The sequence below is a fragment of the Bacillus sp. Bos-x628 genome (assembly GCF_040500475.1).
GTDB lineage: Bacteria > Bacillota > Bacilli > Bacillales > Bacillaceae > Bacillus > Bacillus maqinnsis.
In genome coordinates this window covers 2,756,819-2,777,215 of the sequence record NZ_CP159358.1, presented here as the reverse complement: position 1 = coordinate 2,777,215, position 20,397 = coordinate 2,756,819, and the positions used below count along the sequence as shown (strand labels likewise).

18 protein-coding genes are annotated in these 20,397 nt (G+C 40.4%); 4 read left to right on the top strand and 14 right to left on the bottom strand.

The window, feature by feature from the left end; genetic code table 11:
- Nucleotides 1-11 precede the first annotated feature (11 nt).
- Nucleotides 12-143, bottom strand: a complete 132-nt coding sequence (locus tag ABVJ71_RS14225) for a DUF3970 family protein (protein ID WP_353856691.1) — start codon at nucleotides 141-143, stop codon at nucleotides 12-14.
- Nucleotides 144-289: 146 nt separating this feature from the next.
- On the opposite strand from ABVJ71_RS14225, the gene ABVJ71_RS14220 reads away from it, so the two are divergent.
- From ABVJ71_RS14220 to ABVJ71_RS14205, 4 genes are read left to right on the top strand one after another with little or no spacing between them, the layout of a single operon-like run.
- Nucleotides 290-1,714, top strand: a complete 1,425-nt coding sequence (locus ABVJ71_RS14220) for a spore germination protein (RefSeq protein WP_353854599.1) — start codon at nucleotides 290-292, stop codon at nucleotides 1,712-1,714.
- Entirely contained in the window at nucleotides 1,701-2,795 is a 1,095-nt protein-coding gene (locus ABVJ71_RS14215) for a GerAB/ArcD/ProY family transporter (protein WP_353854598.1), read from the top strand. The genes ABVJ71_RS14220 and ABVJ71_RS14215 overlap by 14 nt, the downstream gene beginning before the upstream one ends.
- Complete coding sequence (locus ABVJ71_RS14210) at nucleotides 2,792-3,913, top strand: Ger(x)C family spore germination protein (RefSeq protein ID WP_353854597.1); 1,122 nt, start codon at nucleotides 2,792-2,794, stop codon at nucleotides 3,911-3,913. The genes ABVJ71_RS14215 and ABVJ71_RS14210 overlap by 4 nt, the downstream gene beginning before the upstream one ends.
- 37 nt (nucleotides 3,914-3,950) lie before the next feature.
- Complete coding sequence (locus ABVJ71_RS14205) at nucleotides 3,951-4,319, top strand: hypothetical protein (RefSeq protein WP_353854596.1); 369 nt, start codon at nucleotides 3,951-3,953, stop codon at nucleotides 4,317-4,319.
- Between the two features lie 448 nt (nucleotides 4,320-4,767).
- Here the strand turns inward: ABVJ71_RS14205 and ABVJ71_RS14200 are convergent, their stop codons facing one another.
- The 13 genes from ABVJ71_RS14200 to ABVJ71_RS14140 all read right to left on the bottom strand — a co-directional run bounded on the left by ABVJ71_RS14200 (nucleotide 4,768) and on the right by ABVJ71_RS14140 (nucleotide 20,395).
- The gene (locus tag ABVJ71_RS14200) at nucleotides 4,768-5,337 is read right to left on the bottom strand and encodes a cob(I)yrinic acid a,c-diamide adenosyltransferase (protein ID WP_353856690.1); all 570 of its coding nucleotides are present in this window, start codon (nucleotides 5,335-5,337) and stop codon (nucleotides 4,768-4,770) included.
- A 68-nt stretch (nucleotides 5,338-5,405) separates the two neighbouring features.
- Entirely contained in the window at nucleotides 5,406-6,704 is a 1,299-nt protein-coding gene (locus ABVJ71_RS14195) for a heme ABC transporter ATP-binding protein (protein ID WP_353854595.1), read from the bottom strand.
- Nucleotides 6,701-7,759 (bottom strand): iron ABC transporter permease, encoded by a 1,059-nt coding sequence (locus ABVJ71_RS14190; RefSeq protein ID WP_353854594.1) that lies wholly within the window; start codon nucleotides 7,757-7,759, stop codon nucleotides 6,701-6,703. Before ABVJ71_RS14190 ends, ABVJ71_RS14195 begins: the two co-directional genes overlap by 4 nt.
- Nucleotides 7,725-8,675 carry an ABC transporter substrate-binding protein gene (locus tag ABVJ71_RS14185; RefSeq protein WP_353854593.1) on the bottom strand — a complete coding sequence of 317 codons (951 nt, stop codon included), beginning with the start codon at nucleotides 8,673-8,675 and terminating at the stop codon, nucleotides 7,725-7,727. Before ABVJ71_RS14185 ends, ABVJ71_RS14190 begins: the two co-directional genes overlap by 35 nt.
- 173 nt (nucleotides 8,676-8,848) lie before the next feature.
- Nucleotides 8,849-10,246 carry a glycoside hydrolase family 28 protein gene (locus ABVJ71_RS14180; protein ID WP_353854592.1) on the bottom strand — a complete coding sequence of 466 codons (1,398 nt, stop codon included), beginning with the start codon at nucleotides 10,244-10,246 and terminating at the stop codon, nucleotides 8,849-8,851.
- A gap of 22 nt (nucleotides 10,247-10,268) precedes the next feature.
- Nucleotides 10,269-11,762: an altronate dehydratase family protein gene (locus ABVJ71_RS14175; RefSeq protein ID WP_353854591.1), complete on the bottom strand. Its 1,494-nt coding sequence runs from the start codon at nucleotides 11,760-11,762 to the stop codon at nucleotides 10,269-10,271.
- Nucleotides 11,759-13,216: a tagaturonate reductase gene (locus ABVJ71_RS14170; protein WP_353854590.1), complete on the bottom strand. Its 1,458-nt coding sequence runs from the start codon at nucleotides 13,214-13,216 to the stop codon at nucleotides 11,759-11,761. The genes ABVJ71_RS14175 and ABVJ71_RS14170 overlap by 4 nt, the downstream gene beginning before the upstream one ends.
- Before the next feature lie 54 nt (nucleotides 13,217-13,270).
- Complete coding sequence (locus ABVJ71_RS14165; protein ID WP_353854589.1) at nucleotides 13,271-14,281, bottom strand: LacI family DNA-binding transcriptional regulator; 1,011 nt, start codon at nucleotides 14,279-14,281, stop codon at nucleotides 13,271-13,273.
- A gap of 71 nt (nucleotides 14,282-14,352) precedes the next feature.
- The gene (uxaC, locus tag ABVJ71_RS14160; protein WP_353854588.1) at nucleotides 14,353-15,789 is read right to left on the bottom strand and encodes a glucuronate isomerase; all 1,437 of its coding nucleotides are present in this window, start codon (nucleotides 15,787-15,789) and stop codon (nucleotides 14,353-14,355) included.
- A gap of 135 nt (nucleotides 15,790-15,924) precedes the next feature.
- Nucleotides 15,925-17,679 (bottom strand): HAMP domain-containing sensor histidine kinase, encoded by a 1,755-nt coding sequence (locus tag ABVJ71_RS14155; protein ID WP_353854587.1) that lies wholly within the window; start codon nucleotides 17,677-17,679, stop codon nucleotides 15,925-15,927.
- Nucleotides 17,680-17,682: 3 nt separating this feature from the next.
- Complete coding sequence (locus tag ABVJ71_RS14150; protein ID WP_353854586.1) at nucleotides 17,683-18,405, bottom strand: response regulator transcription factor; 723 nt, start codon at nucleotides 18,403-18,405, stop codon at nucleotides 17,683-17,685.
- Nucleotides 18,406-18,579: 174 nt separating this feature from the next.
- Complete coding sequence (locus tag ABVJ71_RS14145; RefSeq protein WP_353854585.1) at nucleotides 18,580-19,395, bottom strand: ABC transporter ATP-binding protein; 816 nt, start codon at nucleotides 19,393-19,395, stop codon at nucleotides 18,580-18,582.
- Between the two features lie 22 nt (nucleotides 19,396-19,417).
- Nucleotides 19,418-20,395 (bottom strand): iron ABC transporter permease, encoded by a 978-nt coding sequence (locus ABVJ71_RS14140; protein ID WP_353856689.1) that lies wholly within the window; start codon nucleotides 20,393-20,395, stop codon nucleotides 19,418-19,420.
- Between the last annotated feature and the right edge of the window lie 2 nt (nucleotides 20,396-20,397).

The window sequence follows — 20,397 nt, the reverse complement described above, 5'->3', positions numbered from 1 at the left end:
AAATTTTATCTTTATTTTAATTTTAGTTCAATATAAACGCGAACATCTTTCGAATATTTGTATTTTGGATTGGTCTTTCCGTACTCCTTTGAGGTGTATGTCACCTCATAATGCTTGTCAAACGACTGCAGAATACGGTCGATCTCTTCTTTTGTACCTGCTAAACGTCATTGTGCCATCTTGTTTCCTCCAACATTCTCACTCTTTCAACACAAAATAATGTAACACAGAATATTGTTTTTTCAAGGAGGTCATGCTAAGAAAAAATATATTGAGGCGAGTGATCCCTTTGAATCAGACTCCACTGAAAGAGCACTTATACGATAATCTCGCAATCATCCTCCCGCAACTAAAAGAAATGGATGATTTGGTCCATGAGAAAAAAACATTACCTCACGGACAAGTTGTTTATTATTTATACCTGAAAGAATTGAATCAAATGATGGAGATTCAAACCTTTTTAAAGTTGCTTTTGCAGGATCATGCTTCTCTGACTAAAAAGAAACTTGAATCCAACCTCTCCATGATGACCACACGGTCTGTGAGGACGGCTGAAGAATTGGTAGATGCAATATTTCAAGGTCATTGTGTTGTTTTAATTAACGGATTTCAGAATGCTTATATTTTAGAAACGAATGGGACGCAGAAACGTAGTTTATCGGATGCTACATCTGAAACAGTTGTGAGAGGTCCAAAGATTGGTTTCATTGAAGATACCGACACAAATTTGGCACTAGTCAGGCAGCGTCTAAGAAACCCTGATCTGAAAACTGTGGCCATGAAGATCGGTCAAAAAAAATACACCCAAGTGACCATTATGTATATTGATGGCATCGTTCAAACACCTGTTTTAAAAGAGGTGAAAAAACGGTTAAAGCAAGTCACCATTGATGATATACAAGACTCTGGCGTACTTGAGGAGCTCATTGAGGATAATGTGTATTCACCCTTTCCGCAAATTCAAAATACAGAACGACCAGACAAAGTCGCCTCTGCTTTACTTAATGGACGAGTGGCCATCTTTGTCGATCATTCACCTTTTGTTTTAATTGTACCTGCTTCTCTCGCCATGATCATGCAATCGCCTGATGATTACTATGAAAGGTGGATCGCCGGCTCTCTCATTCGTTTGCTACGGTTTACCTCCATCTTTCTGACGTTGTTTTTATCAGCGGTTTATATTGCCCTTGTGTCCTTTCATCAAGGTCTTTTACCAACAGCATTAGCCATTTCGATCTCAAGCACAAGGGAAAATGTTCCTTTTCCTCCCATAGTAGAGGCACTCATCATGGAAATGACGATTGAACTGTTACGGGAAGCTGGCTTAAGGCTCCCAAACCCGCTTGGTCAAACGATTGGACTTGTGGGCGGGGTTGTCATTGGTCAAGCTGCTGTGCAAGCGCATATTGTCAGCTCAATCATGGTCATTATCGTTAGTGTGATTGCTCTCGCTTCCTTTACCGTTCCTCAATATGGGATGGGAATGTCCTTTCGAGTGCTTCGCTTTGTGTCCATGTTTGCCGCTGCTACATTCGGCTTATATGGACTCGTTCTGTTCGTGCTTGTATTGCTTACACATTTAACGAGACAAAAAAGTTTTGGCACACCATACTTTTCACCAGAATTTGTCTTCAGCTATAAAAATGAAGACAACTCCATCATCAGGTTGCCTTTGAAAAATCAAATGAAAGGAGAGCGACATGGTCAATCATAAAGAGTCGATCACAAGCTATCAGGCGAGTGCAATTATTGCCAACACAACCCTTGGGGCAAGTATGATGATCCTGCCAAGATCCATGGCTCAGGCTGCATCTACACCTGATGGCTGGATTGCACTCTCATTGATGAGCGTCATTTACATTTTGTTCATTTTTATGAATGTGCTCATGATGAAAAAAGTCCCCTTCTCCTCTTACTATGATTACACAAAGGAAGGACTTGGCAAGTGGCTTGGCTCTGCCACCAACCTTTTGATTATTATTTATTTTCTTGGCGTCGCGAGCTACGAAGTGCGAGCCATGTCTGAAATGGTGAAGTTCTTCCTGCTCCCAAACACGCCGACAACTGTGACGATGCTCAGCTTTATTTTGGTCAGTTTTTACCTTGTTATCGGTGGCATTGGTGATTTCGCAAGACTTTGCCCTTTTTTTCTCATTGTCACGCTCATCATCTTATTTGTCGCCTACGGATTCAGTGTGCAAGAGTTTGAGTTAGATAATCTCCGGCCCGTATTAGGAGAAGGCTTCTCACCTGTCATGAAATCCCTCAATGCTTCGGCTATTTCTTTTGTAGGGATTGAAATGATGCTGTTTATGCCTGCCTATTTGAAAACCCAAAAACACACTTTTGCTTACAGCTCAGTTGGCTTTTTAATTCCTGCGATCATTTATATTTTCACTTATGTTCTTGTCGTTGGTGCACTGACTGTGAAAGAAACGGCTACATTAACTTGGCCAACCATTGCGTTATTTCAATCGTTTGATATACAAGGGATTTTCATTGAACGATTTGAGTCATTCTTATTGATCGTATGGCTTGTCCAGCTTTATACAAGCTTTGTTGGCTACACATTTTTTGCGGCAATGGGCGTCTCCAACCTAACCAAGCTCCCCAAAAAAATGGTGCTTACTCTGATGACAATTGTTATATACTTTGCGGCCATTCTCCCAAAGGATGTCGATACGGTGCGAAATGATTTAAAGTATGTGAACATTCTATTTTTTCTTTTATTCGGCATACTCCCATTCCTCTTATTCGTCATTGTTATCCTAAAAAGGAGGCGGAAAGCAGCATGAAAAAGAAAGCGGCTCTCTCTCTGTTGATCCTTGCCTTGTTATGCGGATGCTGGGATAGTACAAATATTGAAGAATTGAACATGGCTATTGGCTATGCACTCGATAAAGGTGATCAAGGTCATAAGCTTAAGTTATCCATGCAAGTATTGGTTCCTCAAAAAATTGACCAAGAATCTAGTGTGAAAGACCCGACCAAAATTATCGAAACAAACGGAGATTCTGTGCATCAAATCTTCCGTATGACTACCCTCAAAAGTCACCGTATTTTCGCACAGCAACTGAGAATCTATCTTTTTTCTCAAGAACTCATTAATGAAAATAATTTTGACTTGGTGATTAACCAATTTATTCGAGACAATGAGACGCGCAGGGGCAGCCTCGTATTTATGACCTCTGAGAAGCCCGGTGAAATGCTTAAAATCAATGATGACGGACAACCAGCATCATCGACCCTATATGATATTGCTCAGAATACAAAATCATCTATTCAATTATTCCCTCCTGTATCTCTCGGTGATATTTCATCATCCATGCAAAACAATGTATCATTCGCTATCCCCAAAGTAACTGAAAACAAGGGGAAGTTAATGATTGAAGGAGCTTCCGTCATAAAAAACAAACGCTTTTTAACGAATATCTCTCTTCAAGATGTACAGGCCTATAATCTGTTAACCGGTAAAGCCAAAGGCGGGGTGATTGAATTTAACTATGATCACAGCATCTATTCTTTCGAGATTTTCAAACTAAAGCACAAGATTCAAACAAAAAAATCTGCAAGCGGAAAATATACGTTTGATGTTAAGGTCGAGATAGATGGAAGATTATCAGAGGATTGGAATAAACGTGAGAACGCCTTTCATGAGAAATATCTGAAAAAAATTGAGCACGTTGTTGAGCAGAAGTTGGAGAAAGACGTGAAGAATTTTACCGAAGCATTACAGGAAGAAATCAAAGCAGATATTTGTGGATTTTATCAAAAAGCGAGTATTGCGTATCCGAAAGATTTTCAAAAAGAAGCGCAACACTGGGATGATCTCTTTAGTGAATCTGATATTCATTACAAAGCAAATGTGAAAATCCGTGACTTCGGGACTAAGGGCGCAACACAATCTTTATAGAGTATGTTAAAATGGTAAGAAAAAAAGGGTGTCAAACATGAAACGAGCTTTACTTTCGGCCGGCATTCTATTTTTGATTTTAGGAATACTGCTATTAATCGTTGTATTCTTGCAGTCAAAAGAAGACTTCTTTATTGAAGCCGACAGCTTTTCAAGCACATTAATGATCATCATTTATTACGGACAAACCCCTGCACTCCTTCTCATTGGAGGCAGTTTACTCGTTGGACTTTCACAGATCATTGATTTGCAAGAGAAAAAAGCTACAGTGGCAAAGGAAAGCTTAAAGCGATTATCCGAGATGAAGAAAACCCTCGAAGAAAAATCGGCCGAGGAGCAGGAGGCTTTTCCAGTTCCTGAGCTCCATCAACTATCTGAACGTCCGATCACAGGACAGAAGGACTAATTCCCGCATGTTCTAACAGCTTTCATTTGAAAGCTGTTTTTTCATTTGATGAGCTTATGACGATGTGCATAAACAGCCCGCTTGTGTTCGATCTTCTACATCGAGTTTTGATAAAATATTTCCATTTCTCTCGCGGTTAGTGAATCATGGAGAATCGAACCATTTGATGAATGACGAGGATTCATCACCTTTTCTGCTACTTTGATTCAAGTCTCGGCTCTCCAATGCTGGTGATCCCTAAAATTTGATTTCTTGAAAAACGCAGTTGACTCGCCTCCTTCCTTTTTATGCCTCCTTTCTTGCTCCTTACTTTTACTATAGTCAAAAAACAACAGCCGAAAAACGTGTCGCAGACTGATCTTTGATTGCGACCAGAGTCGTAATTTTGTTTAGACTGACTGTTTGACACCCATCAAAAAAGCACCCTTCTTTACGAAGAGTGCCTTACTTATTTAGACTGAAATACGTGTGCACTGCGTTCATATTCAACATCAGCTTGACCAAGTCGATGATTCACAATACGTGCGGCTGCAAATAAATAATCGGATAGCCGGTTCACATATGTGCACGTAACAGCCGGGATATCCTCCTGTTTCGCTAAAGTCACAATTTGGCGCTCCGCCCTTCTGATCACCGTACGCGCCACATGTAATAATGCCGCACCTTCCGTACCGCCCGGCAAAATAAATTTTGTCAGCGGCGAAGCTTCTTCTACGTACACATCTATTCTATCCTCAAGGACAGCCACAGATTCTTCTGATAATTTTCCTTCTTGGCGTGGTTTCATCGTTGCCAGATCACCGCCACAGTCGAACAGTTCATGCTGAATCACAATCAGCTCTGAAAGGACATCTTGAAACAATTCCCCATACTGGCGCAAATTCGCATGAGCAAGACCAATGAAGCTGTTAGCTTCATCTAACGTACCGTACGCTTCTACTCTCATATCATCTTTATCCGTTCTCCCGCCAATTAATCCCGTTTTTCCTTGATCACCGGTTTTTGTATAAAGTTTCATCATGTCACCCCTTTTTCATCAATTCGTTCTTTTAGTATACCCCGAAGGTGAGACGAGTGTATTAAAGTTCACTTTTTTATAGCATCTAATGTTTGAAGAAGATGATTGATTTTCTCTCGTAACAACGCATGTGAAATCGCATCACTTAAATCTTCTTGGCTCTGGGTAGCAGCTATACATAGATGATGGATGTTGAAGCAAGTCTCCATTTGAATGATTCTCATAAGCTGTCCCATGAGTTGAACAAACGTTCCATCTGATAAAAAACCATTGAGCAAAAGCCAAACTGCCAGCTCTCCTTTATGCTGCATGCCATAGAGGTACAGATAATCTCCATCACTCTCGGCAGCGTATTGCTTTTGTCCGTCTGCTTGAAAGAGGAACAGCATATCATCAGGTCCATCTGACTGTTCACTCGTATCATGAAGTGCCCAAGTCCCTGTTCCAAGTGATCTTTTCCAAAAGAATCCGCCATTGTCCTTATGAGAGGATAGTATGCGAAGCGGATGATTAATGGAATAAATCATCCCACTAGATCCATACGTCCTCCATCCATCTGCTAGTTTCCTCTCATTTGAACCTGCTGAGACAGTCGCAGGTTCAATGATCAATTGAGGAGTAGCGCGAAGAGGGTGATGCAGTTTTGTTACATCCGTTTCATAAACCCGCTGCATTCGTTCGGTTGTCAGCACACGATCTGGCTCGTCAAATACCTCAGCCTTTCCTTGATGAAGCAGGAGCAGCCGATCACAATATAAGCTTGCGATATTTACATCATGAAACACAGCAATCACCGTCAGCCCAAAGGAAGTTGTCTCTTCTTTGATGAAATCAAGCAGATTTTTTTGATAGGCTAAATCAAGAAAGCTCGTTGGTTCATCTAGTAATAAGTATTGCGGCTGCTGAGCTAATGCCTGTGCTAAATACACACGCTGCTGTTCTCCTCCGCTTAATTCATGGATGGATTTCTCCTTAAATCGGGCTATATCTGTTTGTTCTATGACTTTGTTTATGACATGCAAATCCTCTTTCGTTAAAGATTGCAACAGTCCTTTTTGATAAGGATAACGTCCAAACTGAACGGTTTCTTCGACTGTAAATGAGAAGGCTTGATCGGTTTTTTGCGGTAATACAGCAATCTTTTGCGCAAGCGCCTTCGGCCGGTATGATTGGATTGACCTATCGTTGAGGAGTACATGACCGCTCTCTGGTGTTAATATACCAGCCATCATCTTGAGCAATGTCGTTTTACCGCTGCCATTTGGTCCAAGTATACCGACAAACTCTCCTTCCTTTACCTCAAAACTAATGCCGCGGATGACTTGTTTCTCTCCATAACCGCCTCTGACTTCCTTCACTTGAATCATAGATGCGCTCCTCCTTTATACCTGCGGATGAGAATCATCCCAAATACGGGTGCACCAATTAATGCAGTAATAATGCCTATCGGCAATTCAGTAGGTTCAATGATCGTACGTGATAACAAATCGGCTAAAACAAGAAAAGATGCCCCGTTCAGCATGGATAAAGGTAGAAGATGACGATGATCTGTGACAGCTAATAGACGAATAAAATGCGGAATCACAAGCCCCACAAAACCGATTGTTCCTGACACAGCCACAGCACTGCCAGTCAGAATAGAACCAGCAACAAGAACAATGTATTTGCTCCTTTTGACATGCACACCTAATAACGTTGCCTTCTCTTCCCCATACGTCATCACGTTCAAATCTCGTCCTGTCAGAATGAGCGCAAAGGTACCTGTCAGAAAGAAAGGTAAAAAAAGGGCAATATAGCGCCATCCCCTCATGGACACGCTGCCAAGCAGCCAATGAATAATCTCTTTTAAATCATCACCAGTTAAAGCAATCATTAAAGAAATCAGCGCTCCCAAAAAGGAGCTAAAAATCACACCGGTCAATATTAATGAGGAAATACTCATTCCTCTATGAACAAGATGTGCCAAAAACAGAACGAGACAGAGCGTCACAAGTGCCGTTGTCATACTGAAAAAAGGCAGTGTAAAACTACCTAACAAGGGGATTTGTAAGCTGAAAAACAAGGTCGTCACTGCTCCAACAGATGCTCCTTGGGACACGCCTAGTGTATAAGGATCAGCAAGGGGGTTTTTTAATAAACCTTGAAAAGCTGCACCAGATAACGCCAGTGCCGCACCGACTAATGCCGCTAAAATGACCCTCGGCAAACGAATATTCATCACTATATTGTCTTCAATTGAATCAATGGTTCCAGCGCGAATACCGAATAGCTCATGAACAAATATACGAATAATAGAAGGAATGGGAATCCCTAAACTACCAAGTGAGATCCCCATTCCAATGCTGATCACAAGTAATACAACGCTTAAAGCGTATGTGATGATTAATTTATTTGAACGTGTCAGGGTAGATGCTTTTTGCAAGTTCCTCGACTCCTTCAATCAACCTCGGTCCCGGTCTTGATGCGAGATCCGTATTCAATTGAAAGACTTGTTTTTCCTTCACTGCCTTTACAGCATTCCAGCCATCTCTTTTTTTCAAGTCAGCTAAACTCGCACCATCAATTGTTACAATGGCGTCTGGATTTAATTTGATCAATGATTCTTCTGTCATTTGTACCCAGCCAGTTTGGTCTCCTGCCGCATTTTTTGCATGAATGGTTGACAGCATTTCATCCATAAATGTATTTTGACCAGTTGTATAGATTTCAGGAGCTTTTGACACTTCGACAAAGACTGTTTTTTGTTCGTTTTTTGAAATGGACGCTGCTTTTTTCTTGATGTCACTCAAGCTTGTTTTCATGCGGTTCACAAGCTTTGTTGATGCCTCTTTCACTCCAGCAGCTTCCCCAATCATGTTGATTGATTTGTAAACATCTTTAAAAGATGTCGCATCATTTACTGTCAACACTTGAACACCTGCATCTTTTAGCTGTTTAAATCCTTCTTTGGAACTCATCTGTGATGCATGTGCCAACACGAGATCAGGTTTTAGGGAGATGACTTTCTCTACATTGAATTCCATTCCCCCAATTTTTTCTACCTTTTCTACTTCCTTTGGATAATTGTCAAAATCTGATCTGCCGACTATTTTGTCTCCAAGACCAAGTGCATAAGCAATCTCTGTATTACTTGGGATTAAGGAAACAATCCGTTTTGGCTGTTCTTTGATTTCGACGGTTTTACCAGTTGCATCTTGAATGGAAACAGGAAATGCACCAGCAGTCGTCTCTTTGTTTTGTGAACCAGTTGTTGTGTGATCTGTTTCAGCTCCTGCACATCCAGCTAACACACCAAACATAAGCAATAATGATAGCCAAATGGCTGTTAATTTCTTCATGATATAACCCCCCTGCTTTATGTACTGTTGATGGAATTCCTTCCGTCAATTCTTTTCTAATTTCGGGAATATTATACTACAGTGCCGATAGGTTGTATATGTGATGTCCAAAAGCGTATTTTTCATCCTTAAATTAGAAAAGCAGCCCGTCAAAAGGCTGTTTTCTCAAGAAGCTATTGATTGACTTGTTCACCATTGATGATGACCTGCTGAAAAGATGGTGACACTGCGTGTTCTAATGAAAGTGGATACGACACATTCTCTATGACACAATCCTTCATTTTAAAATGAGTCACAGGCGAATGCGGATATGCTGCAATTTTCACACCATATTGCCCACCGTTGCTTTTTAGCCCTTCTACCTCAATATGACGAACAACAGGACGATGCGGGCCCGCATCTCCTTCCTCATACATCATGTCAATACAGACAACCTCATGCTTTACGCTTTTTACCGTATTGTTTTTAAAATAAATATGTTCAATGATTCCGCCCCTGACAGAGTTGGTTTTTATACGAAGTGCCCGATCAAGGTTCGGACTGTCCATCATATTATCCTCTGCGTACACATGTCTGACTCCACCAGATATTTCACTGCCTATCGTCACCCCGCCGTGACCATCACGCATTTCATTTCGGCGAATCACTATGTTTTCCGAAGGAATACCAATTCTTCGGCCGTCCTCATTTCTGCCAGATTTAATGGCAATACAGTCATCCCCATTATCAAAATAACAATCTTCAATAAGCACATTCTGACAAGATTCTGGATTCACACCATCTGTATTCGGTCCATGTCCAATCACTTTCACATGACGGACGATTACATTTTGACTGAGTACCGGATGGATTTGCCACATCGGTGAATCTTTCACTGTCACTCCTTCAATCAGTACATGTTGACATTGGTACGGCTGTATAAAGCTTGATCGCAGATAATGACCTTCTCCAAATATTCTTTCTTCAACCGGCATACGTTTTTCAGCCATATCAAAAAGAAGTTGACGATCTCTCTCCTGTGAAGGTTGACCGTTCGTTCCATACTTCCATGGCCACCAATGATGATCATCTCCCCTGCCATCCAGTGTCCCATTTCCTGTAATTGCAATGTTTTCTGCCTGATGTGCATAAATGAGAGGAGAATAATTATATAGTTCAATCCCTTCATATCGAGTCAGTACGAGTGGGAGGTAATGCTTTGGATTCTGACTGAACATCACATATGCGTTGTTATGCAGGTGAAGCTCCACATTGCTTTTTAATTCAAGAGCCCCTGTTAAAAACGTTCCCTTAGGAATAAGGACACGCCCCCCTTTCAAACGATTCGCATCATCTATCGCAGACTGAATGGCTTTTGTCGAAAGCTCTATCCCTTTAGGGTCTGCACCATAATGAACCACATTTAATTCACGATCGGGAAATACCGGTGCTTTTATTTGCTTTAAAATCTGCTCCTTTTCGTTTTCGTCAGCTTCTTTGCCTTTCTTCTCTTGCTTCGCCAACCGAGCGAGCCCGATTCCTGTTAAAACCATCCCTGCTGTGATATACATCAAATCACGTTTTTTAGACATTCCACTTATCCCCCCAGTCGCCCTAAAGTGTGACACCTGTTTTAAAGATTGCAAGCTCTTTAAAATGATTCTTTTCATGATTTAATTGTTTACCGCTTGCCACACCAATGACATATGAAATAAATTTTTTCAACACAACATCTTCTGGAACATCTTCTAGCAATTCTCCAGCATTAAAATCAATCCAATGCTTCTTTGTTTCGTATAACGCCGTATTGGTCGACACTTTCACTGTTGGGACGAATGTGCCAAATGGCGTCCCTCTCCCTGTTGTAAATAACACCATCTGACAGCCAGAAGCAGCAAGAGCAGATGAGGCAACCAAATCATTACCAGGTGCACTTAATAAATGAAGACCTTTTTGTTTAAGCAACTCTCCATATTTCAATACATCTCTAATTTCGGAAGTGCCCGCCTTTTGAGTACAGCCAAGAGATTTATCTTCTAATGTCGAAATTCCGCCTGATTTATTTCCCGGGGAAGGATTTTCATACACTGGCTGTCGATGATCAATAAAGTATTGTTTAAAATCATTAATCATATGAACAATCTTGTCGAAAGTGGCTTTAGATTCCGCTCTCTCCATTAAGATGGTTTCAGCGCCAAACATTTCTGGCACTTCTGTTAATACGGTCGTCCCTCCTTGGGCTACAATAAAATCAGACAGCCTTCCTAAAAGCGGATTTGCCGTAATGCCAGAGAACCCATCTGATCCTCCGCACTTCAAGCCGATTTTCAGCTCAGATAACGGGATATCTTCACGACGATCTCCTTGGGCGGCTTCATAAATTTCTCTAAGTAAGGTAACGCCCGTCTCGATTTCATCTCCCACTTCTTGGCTTCTTAAAAATTTGACCCTCTCTTGGTCATAATCACCTAATGTAGACTTAAAATCCTCTATGTCATTGTTTTCACACCCAAGTCCTAAGACGAGTACCCCTCCAGCATTCGGGTGCTTCACTGCATTTTGCAAAATGGTTTTTGTGTTCTCATGATCATCTCCAAGCTGTGAACACCCATAGTTATGCTTTAACACGAGAGCCGTTTCAAAAGGATGTATGTCTCCTCCCATTTCAGCGGAAAAGATTTGGATGATTTGATCGGCGATGCCATTGACACAACCGACCGTTGGCACAATCCATAGCTCATTGCGGATACCACTTGCTCCGTTTTTCCTCTTATAACCTTTAAAAGTAAGATTCATTTCTTCATAGAGAGTTTCAGTAAAAGAAGGTTCATATTGATAATCGAGCTTACCAGATAAATTGGTTTTTATATTATGCGTATGGACCCATTCTCCAGTTGCGATAGAAGTTGTAGCATGACCAATCGGATACCCATATTTAATCACGTTGTCTCTTTGCTTGATATCAACTAATGCAAATTTATGACCTTTAGGGATGGTTTCTTTTAATATAAGTGTGTTTCCTTGATGTTGCAGCTTCTCACCTTGCGCAAGCACTTTTAGTGCAATGCCGACGTTATCTGAAGGATGAATCACAATAAATTCTTTCATGCTTTCTCCCCCTGGTTTTCATATTGATGATGCAACATTTGATGCACAGCGGCTCTCATTCCATGCTCATGTATGAATGTGAGCTGATCAGCTACAGCATGGCTCAATCCCTGTACACTCAATAAGTTCATCCCCCATAACTGTTGGTTTGAAAGAATTCGTTCAACGACAGATAAATAGGAATGATGCTCCTCTTCCCAAGCCTTCTTCATCCATGTCATCACATACTCATCATCCTTTAATAAATTCGCACATTTTCCGTAAAAATAAATGAGACTGCTCAGTGCAAATACTAGTTTCATTGGCAACTGCTTTGTAAGTTCTACATAATCAAGCATAGATGGGAGAATACGAGTTTGAAACTTTGACACACCATTTAATGCAATATCCATTAATTGATGCTTCACAAATGGATTACAAAAACGATCCCAAACCGCTTGTGTATAGAGAGATGTCTCTTTGTAAGGAAGCCCTAGGCTGGGCAGAACTTCTTCATCCAGCATGCTTCGGATAAATGGACCGATAAGATCATCATCCACAGCTTCTTTTACTGTCTCCAAACCAGATAACAATGCAATTGGTACCATAGCTGTATGGGCCCCGTTTAGTATGCGCACCTTTCTCATTCGATAAGGGGAAATATCTTTCACAAACAACACATTCAGACCAGCTTCTTGAAAAGGAAGCTCCCTTTGAACAAAGGCAGGTGCTTCAATGACAAACAGGTGATAATATTCTGCCATCACAAGCAGTTCATCCATATACCCTTCTTCCTTATGTACCGCTTCAGCAGCTTCCTTAGAAAATCCCGGTACAATCCGATCAACAAGCGTATTACAAAAGACATTGTCTTCCTTTATCCATGTAAGAAAGGAGGATGGGAGATTCCATTTGCACGCCATGTTGATGACATATTCTTTTAGTCGATCTCCGTTTTTTTCAACCAACTCACATGGCAGTATGATGAGCCCCTTTTGATCATCTCCTGAGAATGCTTTGAATCGATGATACAAAAAAGCTGTCAGTTTTCCTGGAAAACTCGTTTGCGGACGATCCTCAAAACGGTCCTCTTCTCTAAAAACGAGCCCTGCCTCTGTCGTATTTGAAAAAACGAAGCGAAGATCAGGATTTTCTGCTACTTGTAAAAAGCCTTCATAATCCGTATAAGTACTAATTCCTCTGCTAATTGATTGTATGATCATGCGCTCATTGATTTCCTTTTGCTCATGAAAGCCTTGTATACATATCGTATACAAGCCATCCTGTTCATTTAATGCGCTGACCGATCCCTTACGAGGAGGAACGACAACCGCTCTTCCTTTAAAATCAGTGTGGTCATTCAGCTTTTGGATCTGCCAATTGATAAATCCGCGCATAAAATTTCCTTCACCGATTTGCAGAATGGTTTCTGGATAGTCAGCAGTCGGATAAACTGCTTTGGATAATCGTTTCATTTATTTCCCCTCCTTATGATGCACACGTGAACATTTATAGCTGAAAAGGTGCTATTAAGGCACCTCTTTGACCGAATCTCTAATCACTAGTTCTGTGTGTACATACACTTTTTTCATATGATCCGCTTCTTGTTCTTCCCCGTTAATGACCGAAAGAATGGCTTTTGCTCCGAGCGCACACATTTTTTCGATTGGCTTTTTGACAGTTGTCAGTGCAGGTGTTGTATAAGAGGAAAATACGATATCATCAAAACCGATAATAGACACATCCTTCGGACACTTTTTTCCTTTTGCGTATAAAGCATTCATCGCCCCAATGGCCATATCATCGTTTGAGCAAAAAAGAGCTGTTGGCGGCTCCTTAAGGGCTAACAGAGCTTCCATTGATTCATAGCCACTTTTCATATGATAGTCACCTTTAAGCATATATTCTTTTTTCATTGGCACGTTATGATCTATTAATGCTTGCAAAAAGCCAGCTTTTCTTTCCTGCGTTGATTTAAAGCCTTCTTTTCCTTCAATAATGGCAATCTGTTTATGACCTTGCTGAATGAAAAATTGCGTCGCTTGATATGCACCTTGACGATCATCTGCTAGTATATTCATCACGTCATCACTTTCTACACGACGATTGAGCACAAGAAGAGGAATGCCTTGTCTTTTCACATGATGGATAAACGCTTCATCATGCTCACTTTGGCTCATGAGTAAAATGCCGTCATAGCGCTGCTTATGAATGGTCGAATAATCATGAAAATCATCAATCCCTCTCACAAACATATGATAGTGCTCAGTTATGACACTGTTGACACCTTTTAACGCATCAGCGAAAAAACTTGAGGATGTGCCTTCAGTTAAACTCGTAAAAAACAAACCAATTGTAAATGATTTTTGTGATACAAGGCCTCTGGCATGGACGTTCGGAGAATAGTTCAGCTGTTTTGCAATCGACAAAATCTTTTGTTTTGTTTTTTCTTTAATAAAAGGACTGTTATTTAATGCCCTTGATACTGTGGTATGAGAGACATTTGCCAATTTCGCTATGTCTTTGATCGTGACTGTCATGCTACTCCGCCTTTTATGATTTTTTATCATCATCTTATCATAAAACCGCTTTCATTTTCTTACCTTTTTCTTCATGTGGTCTTGCTTCTATGCATTGACTGGCCTGCCCGCTCAAATTGAAAATATTGCTTTGCATTCTCATAGCTAATTCTTTTGACCATTCCTCCTAGCAGCGAGAGATCATATGGTGCTTCACCTTTTTCCACCCAATCTCCTATAATATCGCAAAGCAATCTGCGGAAATATTCATGTCTTGTATAAGAAAGAAAACTTCGTGAGTCCGTCAGCATGCCAATAAATCGGCTAATCAGCCCGATACTGGAAAGAGCCATCATTTGCTCTGTCATTCCTTGCTTTGTATCATTAAACCACCATGCAGTACCATGCTGTATTTTCCCAGGTGTTTTTCCATCCTGAAAGCTTCCAGCTAAGGTCGAAATCACCACATTGTCTCTCGGATTCAAAGAATAGAGAATGGTTTTTGTCAGCGCATCTTCTCTTTCTAATTGATCTAAAAGTCGGCAAAGCGGCTTCGCAATATCCTGGTCATTCATCGCATCATAACCCGTATCTGGTCCTAGCTGCTCAAACATTTTTGTGTTGTTATTTCTGAGGGCGTTGATATGAAGCTGCATCACCCAACCTCGCTCACAGTACGCCTTCCCGAGAAAGATCAATGTATGTGTCTTAAATTTGATCGTCTCTTCCTCAGTTAATGGATGACCAGAAAACCTTTTATCAAATATGACCTCTACCTCTTCTTCTGTTGTTTCTTCAAAAGCAACTTCATTGATCGCATGATCTGAGATCAGACAGCCCTGTTCATGAAAAAAATCCACTCTTATATTAAGCGCTTTCAAAAAATCTTGGTAGGATTGTATCGGTGTCGCTGAGGCCTTCGCAAGTTGACGAACATACTCAACAAAAAAATCATTCGTAATATCTAGTGCCTTATCCGGTCGAAATCCTGGCAACACTTGCACAGAAAACCCTTCATCCCGCAGTTTTTGATGATACAAAAGAGAGTCGATCGGATCATCTGTTGTCACTACTGTTTCGACATTCGATTTCACAATAAAATCTCTAGCGCCAAAGCCATCTCCTTGCAGCTTTTCATTCACCTTCTGCCAAATCAATTCCGCATTCTCTTCATTCAAAAGCTCTTCTACATCAAAATATCGCCTTAGCTCTAAGTGAGTCCAGTGATATAAAGGATTTCCTATCGTCATTGGAACTGTTTTCGCCCACGCTAAGAATTTCTCCTTATCTGATGCATCACCTGTTATATGCGTTTCAGGAATGCCATTTGCCCTCATGACACGCCACTTGTAGTGATCTCCGTAAAGCCATGCTTCCGTTATATTTTGAAACGATTTATTTTCATAGATTTCCTTTGGGCTTAAATGACAATGGTAATCAATAATAGGAAGGTCTTTCGCAAACTCATGATATAACTTTTCCGCCGTTTGACTGTTTAATAAAAACTGGTCATCTAAAAAAACTTTCATCAAACTCCCCCATCTCACTATGTAATAAAATTGATTTGTTCACGTTAACAATTTTATTGTAATCGTTTACAACATCTATTTCAATCCTAAAATAGGAAAAAGCGACCTCCTCTTGAAAAGGAAATCGCTTTTTGACTATTTTACAGGCGATGATTTTTTTAGGATAATCGCAATAGTTGTTCCTAACTCTATTTCACTTTCAACTTGGATATCACCGTTGTGTAGCAAAACAAGTTCTTTCGCTATCGCTAGCCCGAGACCTGTTCCGTTCGATGAATCGTTTGTGTTTGTCCCTCTGTAATAACGGTTAAACAAGTGCTCAACCGTTTCTTGTGCCATACCACGCCCGTTGTCTTTAATTTCGATCCGAACTTCCTCATTCGTTTCAGATAAAGTGGTTTTAATATGAGTCCCTTTTTGATTATGCTTGACTGCATTAGCTAACAAGTTCTCAATGACTCGTCTAAACCAAGCTTTGTCGATCTCAAAAATGACACCGTCTGTTTGATTTTCAAAAGATGAAGGATAATGTTCAGAAAATGAGCTCCTTGCAAACTCGTCCATGATAGATGCTAAGAACTCACCAAGCTCCACTGGTTTTCGATTAATTGGCAGCGCTCCGTTTTTCAATCGGTATGTGAGGTTTAAATCCTCAATCAATGTCGACATGTATTCTGATTTCTCACGAATCACCTGTCCTATTTCCATGACTTCTTCCTTGGACCATTGGTATTGATTTGATTCTAGCATCAGTCCATAACCATATATCGTACTAAGAGGCGTTTTTAAATCATGAGACAAGCCAGCAATCCATTCTTCCCTTGTTGTTTGGATTTTTCTTCGGTTTGCTTCATTTTCTTTTAAGGTATGAGTCAATTGGTCCATTGTTTTCAGAATATCCTCAAACAACCGATATTCCCGTTTGATGCGTCCCTTTTTATTTTTACTGACAGGAATCCCTTTTCTATTGGTTGGCTCCTGCAATTTATTTCTTGATAAGAAAATCAGCCAGCGAATAATATGATAGATCGGTAATCCGTAACGATATGAGTACCATAGGGTCATCACAATAATGATGGTGAGCGCAAGTCCAGCGATGAGGATGGTCGTATATTGATTTAACGCTTCTGTCTCTTTATCATAAAGTTCGTCTGGACTGTACACTTTATTTGGCACTGATACGATCATATATAAGTCTTTATTCACTTTGATGTAAGTCAGGTCACTTCTAAATTCCCAAGGTTTTGATTGATATTTGAGCAACTCAACGTCCGTTACATTATCTTTAAAATCATCTTTTGCTCGAATACCTTTCAGATATTTCCCTTCTTCGTTAAATAAATGAACAGAACCGTTCATTCTTTTCAAATAGTCTTTTGTTTCACTTGAGTATTGGGAAAGTGCAGCTAGATTTTTCTCATGTTGTTTTAAATAATTCGCTACCTTGGTGCTGTTCGTTTTGAAACCATATAGCACGATATAATTCTTTTGATCAATTTCTATTGGCCAGAAGTACATCTTGTAATCTTTAAATTGTCTCTTTTCAAATATCTTAATCATTTCATCCTTTTGATAGGATGTTGGAATATTTTTAGGTAGATGGTAACTGTATATGTTATGTTTTTTTGAATCTATCACTTGCAGCCAGCCGTCACGCTTTTTCACTGCTTGTTTGAGCTGATCATCTGCTTCCATTTTTCCGTCTTCATTAAAGTAAAGCCAGCTCATGAGTGTATCTCCATCAGCCTTTGCTAAACCGGTCTCTGCTATATTTTCATAATGTTTTTTATAGTATAGATTCTCAGAGAAAGTATTCCCGATCAGCAGGATCGCAATGACAATAAACATTTGCCCGACAAAATGAAAGAAAAGTTTTGTTCGTAAATTCATGAATTAACTGAGGACCTTCACAGGATGAGGAATAAATTTATAGCCCATACCACGAATGGTCACAATATATTCTGGCTGGCTCGGGTCTAATTCAATTTTTTCTCTTAGCTTTCGAATATGAACCATGACGGTGTTGTTATCACCATAAGATGGCACACCCCATACTTTCTCGTAGATTTGATCTTTTGAAAGAACCTCATTCGGATGGTCACAAAAGAATTTCAGCAAGGATAAAAGCTGGGCAGAGCATGCGGTCACCTCACCTCTTACTTTTAGTTCTGCAGCATGCGGATGATAAGAGAAATGTGCATACTCATATTGGCTATGATTCTCTTCTTGTTCTTCCTGTAAGGAGATATATGTTCGATTTAAGTGCGCTTTAATTCTGGCAACAAGCTCTAACGGGTTAAATGGCTTAGTAATATAATCATCTGCACCTTGTGCAAAGCCTGTTAATTTATCTACATCAGACGTTCTTGCAGTCAAATAGAAAATGGGTGCTTTCGTATATTTTCTCATTTCAGGAAGAACGTCAAAGCCAGACTTGCCGGGCATCATAACATCTATAAGTAAGAGATGAATATCTTCGTTTTTGACAACATCTAATGCTTCATCTGCATGGTAGGCTTTATAAATATGCTGGAATCCCTCTTTTTGTAATACGCGTTCAACCATTTTTACAATTGCTTCTTCGTCATCTGCAATCAATATTTTTGCTGTTTCCACGCATCTCTTTCCTTTCTAGCTATGATCTCTATCCGTATATTACCATTGTCTACAGTAAAAAAGTAACTCTTTTCTGCATAAAAGTAAAAAATATCATTTGGGAAAATGAGATGAACAAAGAATCCTCAATACGAAAAAAACCCGGTATAAGCACCGAGTTTCTCGTACATCTTTTCATCCGTTCACAGCTTCTAGCTTTCTTTCATGATTCATCAAATCATATGTTAAACAAATAGGCTTGTTTGTTCTAGGATCAAGGACAATTTCTGCATCAATGTGGAAGACCTGACCAAGTACCTCTTTTGTCATGACTTCATGAGGCGTTCCCTCTTTGATTACTTTTCCTTGATTGAGTGCCACCATGTAATGTGAAAAACGGGCTGCGTGATTGAGATCGTGGATGACCATGAGCAATGTACGACCTTGCTCCCGATTTAAGCGTTCTAATAGCTGAAGAATCTCAAGCTGGTGTGCAAGATCCAAATAAGTCGTTGGCTCATCTAGTAACAGCAACTCTGTTTCCTGTGCAAGCGCCATGGCAATCCATACTCGCTGACGTTGTCCACCTGAGAGAGCTTCAATTGGGCGATCATGAAAAGCAATCATCCCCGTTTCCTCAAGTGCCCATCTTATGAGACGTTTATCCTCATTGGATAAGCGGCCAAATCCATTTTGATGCGGGAAACGTCCATATGATACAAGCTCATATACGGTCAGTCCACTTGGTGCTTCGGGGGTTTGCGGCAAGATGGCCATTTGTTTTGAAATCTCTTTTGTTGGTGTCTTCTGGATCGCCTGACCATTTAAATAAACGGCTCCTTTATATGACTTCATAATACGGGACATCGTTTTTAAGATCGTTGATTTCCCGCAGCCATTTGGTCCTATCAATGTGGTCACCTTTCCTTTTGGGATACTGATATTTAAATCCTCGACAATCAAACGGTCATGATAGCCTATACAAAGCTCTTTAGTTTCGAGCGATTTCATCTGTTGTCCTCTCCTTTCTTATTTAGTTCGTTTTCATTAATAAATAAATAAAATAAGGTGCGCCCAAAGCAGAGACCACAAGCCCAACAGGGACCTCTGATGGTGCAAGTATCACACGGCCAACTGTATCCGCCAGTAATAATAGCAGCGCTCCAATCATAGCAGTAGTAGGAATCATTAACTGATGCTTAGGTCCAACAAGCTTTCTAGCCAAGTGCGGTGCAGCTAAGCCTAAGAAGGAAATACTTCCTGCGACAGCGACACTCGCTCCAGCTAATGCAACAGCAATCAGCATCATCAAGCTTCTCTCTTTATGAACAGATATCCCGAGTCCATAAGACAGTTGATCACCCAAATTCATGATATTTAAATAACGCGCTCTCAAAATCGCTAACATGATAAAAATTAACATCCAAGGCAAGACGGATATCACGTATGTCCAGCTTGAACCCCAAATGCTTCCAGACAACCAGATAATCGCTTGGTTAAAATCATTTGGACTCATTTTTAATTGAATAACCACAATGGCTGCTGAAAACGCAGCATTCACACCAATTCCAGTCAAAATCAGTCGCACAGGTGTAATTCCTTTTTTCCACGCTAACACATAAATTAGAAATGCAGCAAACCCTGCACCTGCAAAAGCGAATAGCGGCAACACAAAGATGGCGAATTCCCCCAAGTTTGACATAGAGCCTTGGAATGAAAAGATAAACAGAACAACTGCAAAACCCGCACCCGCATTCACACCAAGAATGCCGGGATCTGCTAGACCGTTTTGAGACACGCCCTGCCAGATTGCACCTGACACAGCGATCGAAGCGCCAACGAGTAGGGCAATGACCATTCTTGGAAGCCTGAATTCAAACAAAACAAGTTCATCCATTTCACTTCCAAACCCAAAAAGTGTTTTCAATGTATTTATAGGAGAAATCTGGATTTCTCCAGTGTTTAAGCTAATGAGAAACACGACCATGATAGCGAAAAAGATCCACCACATGG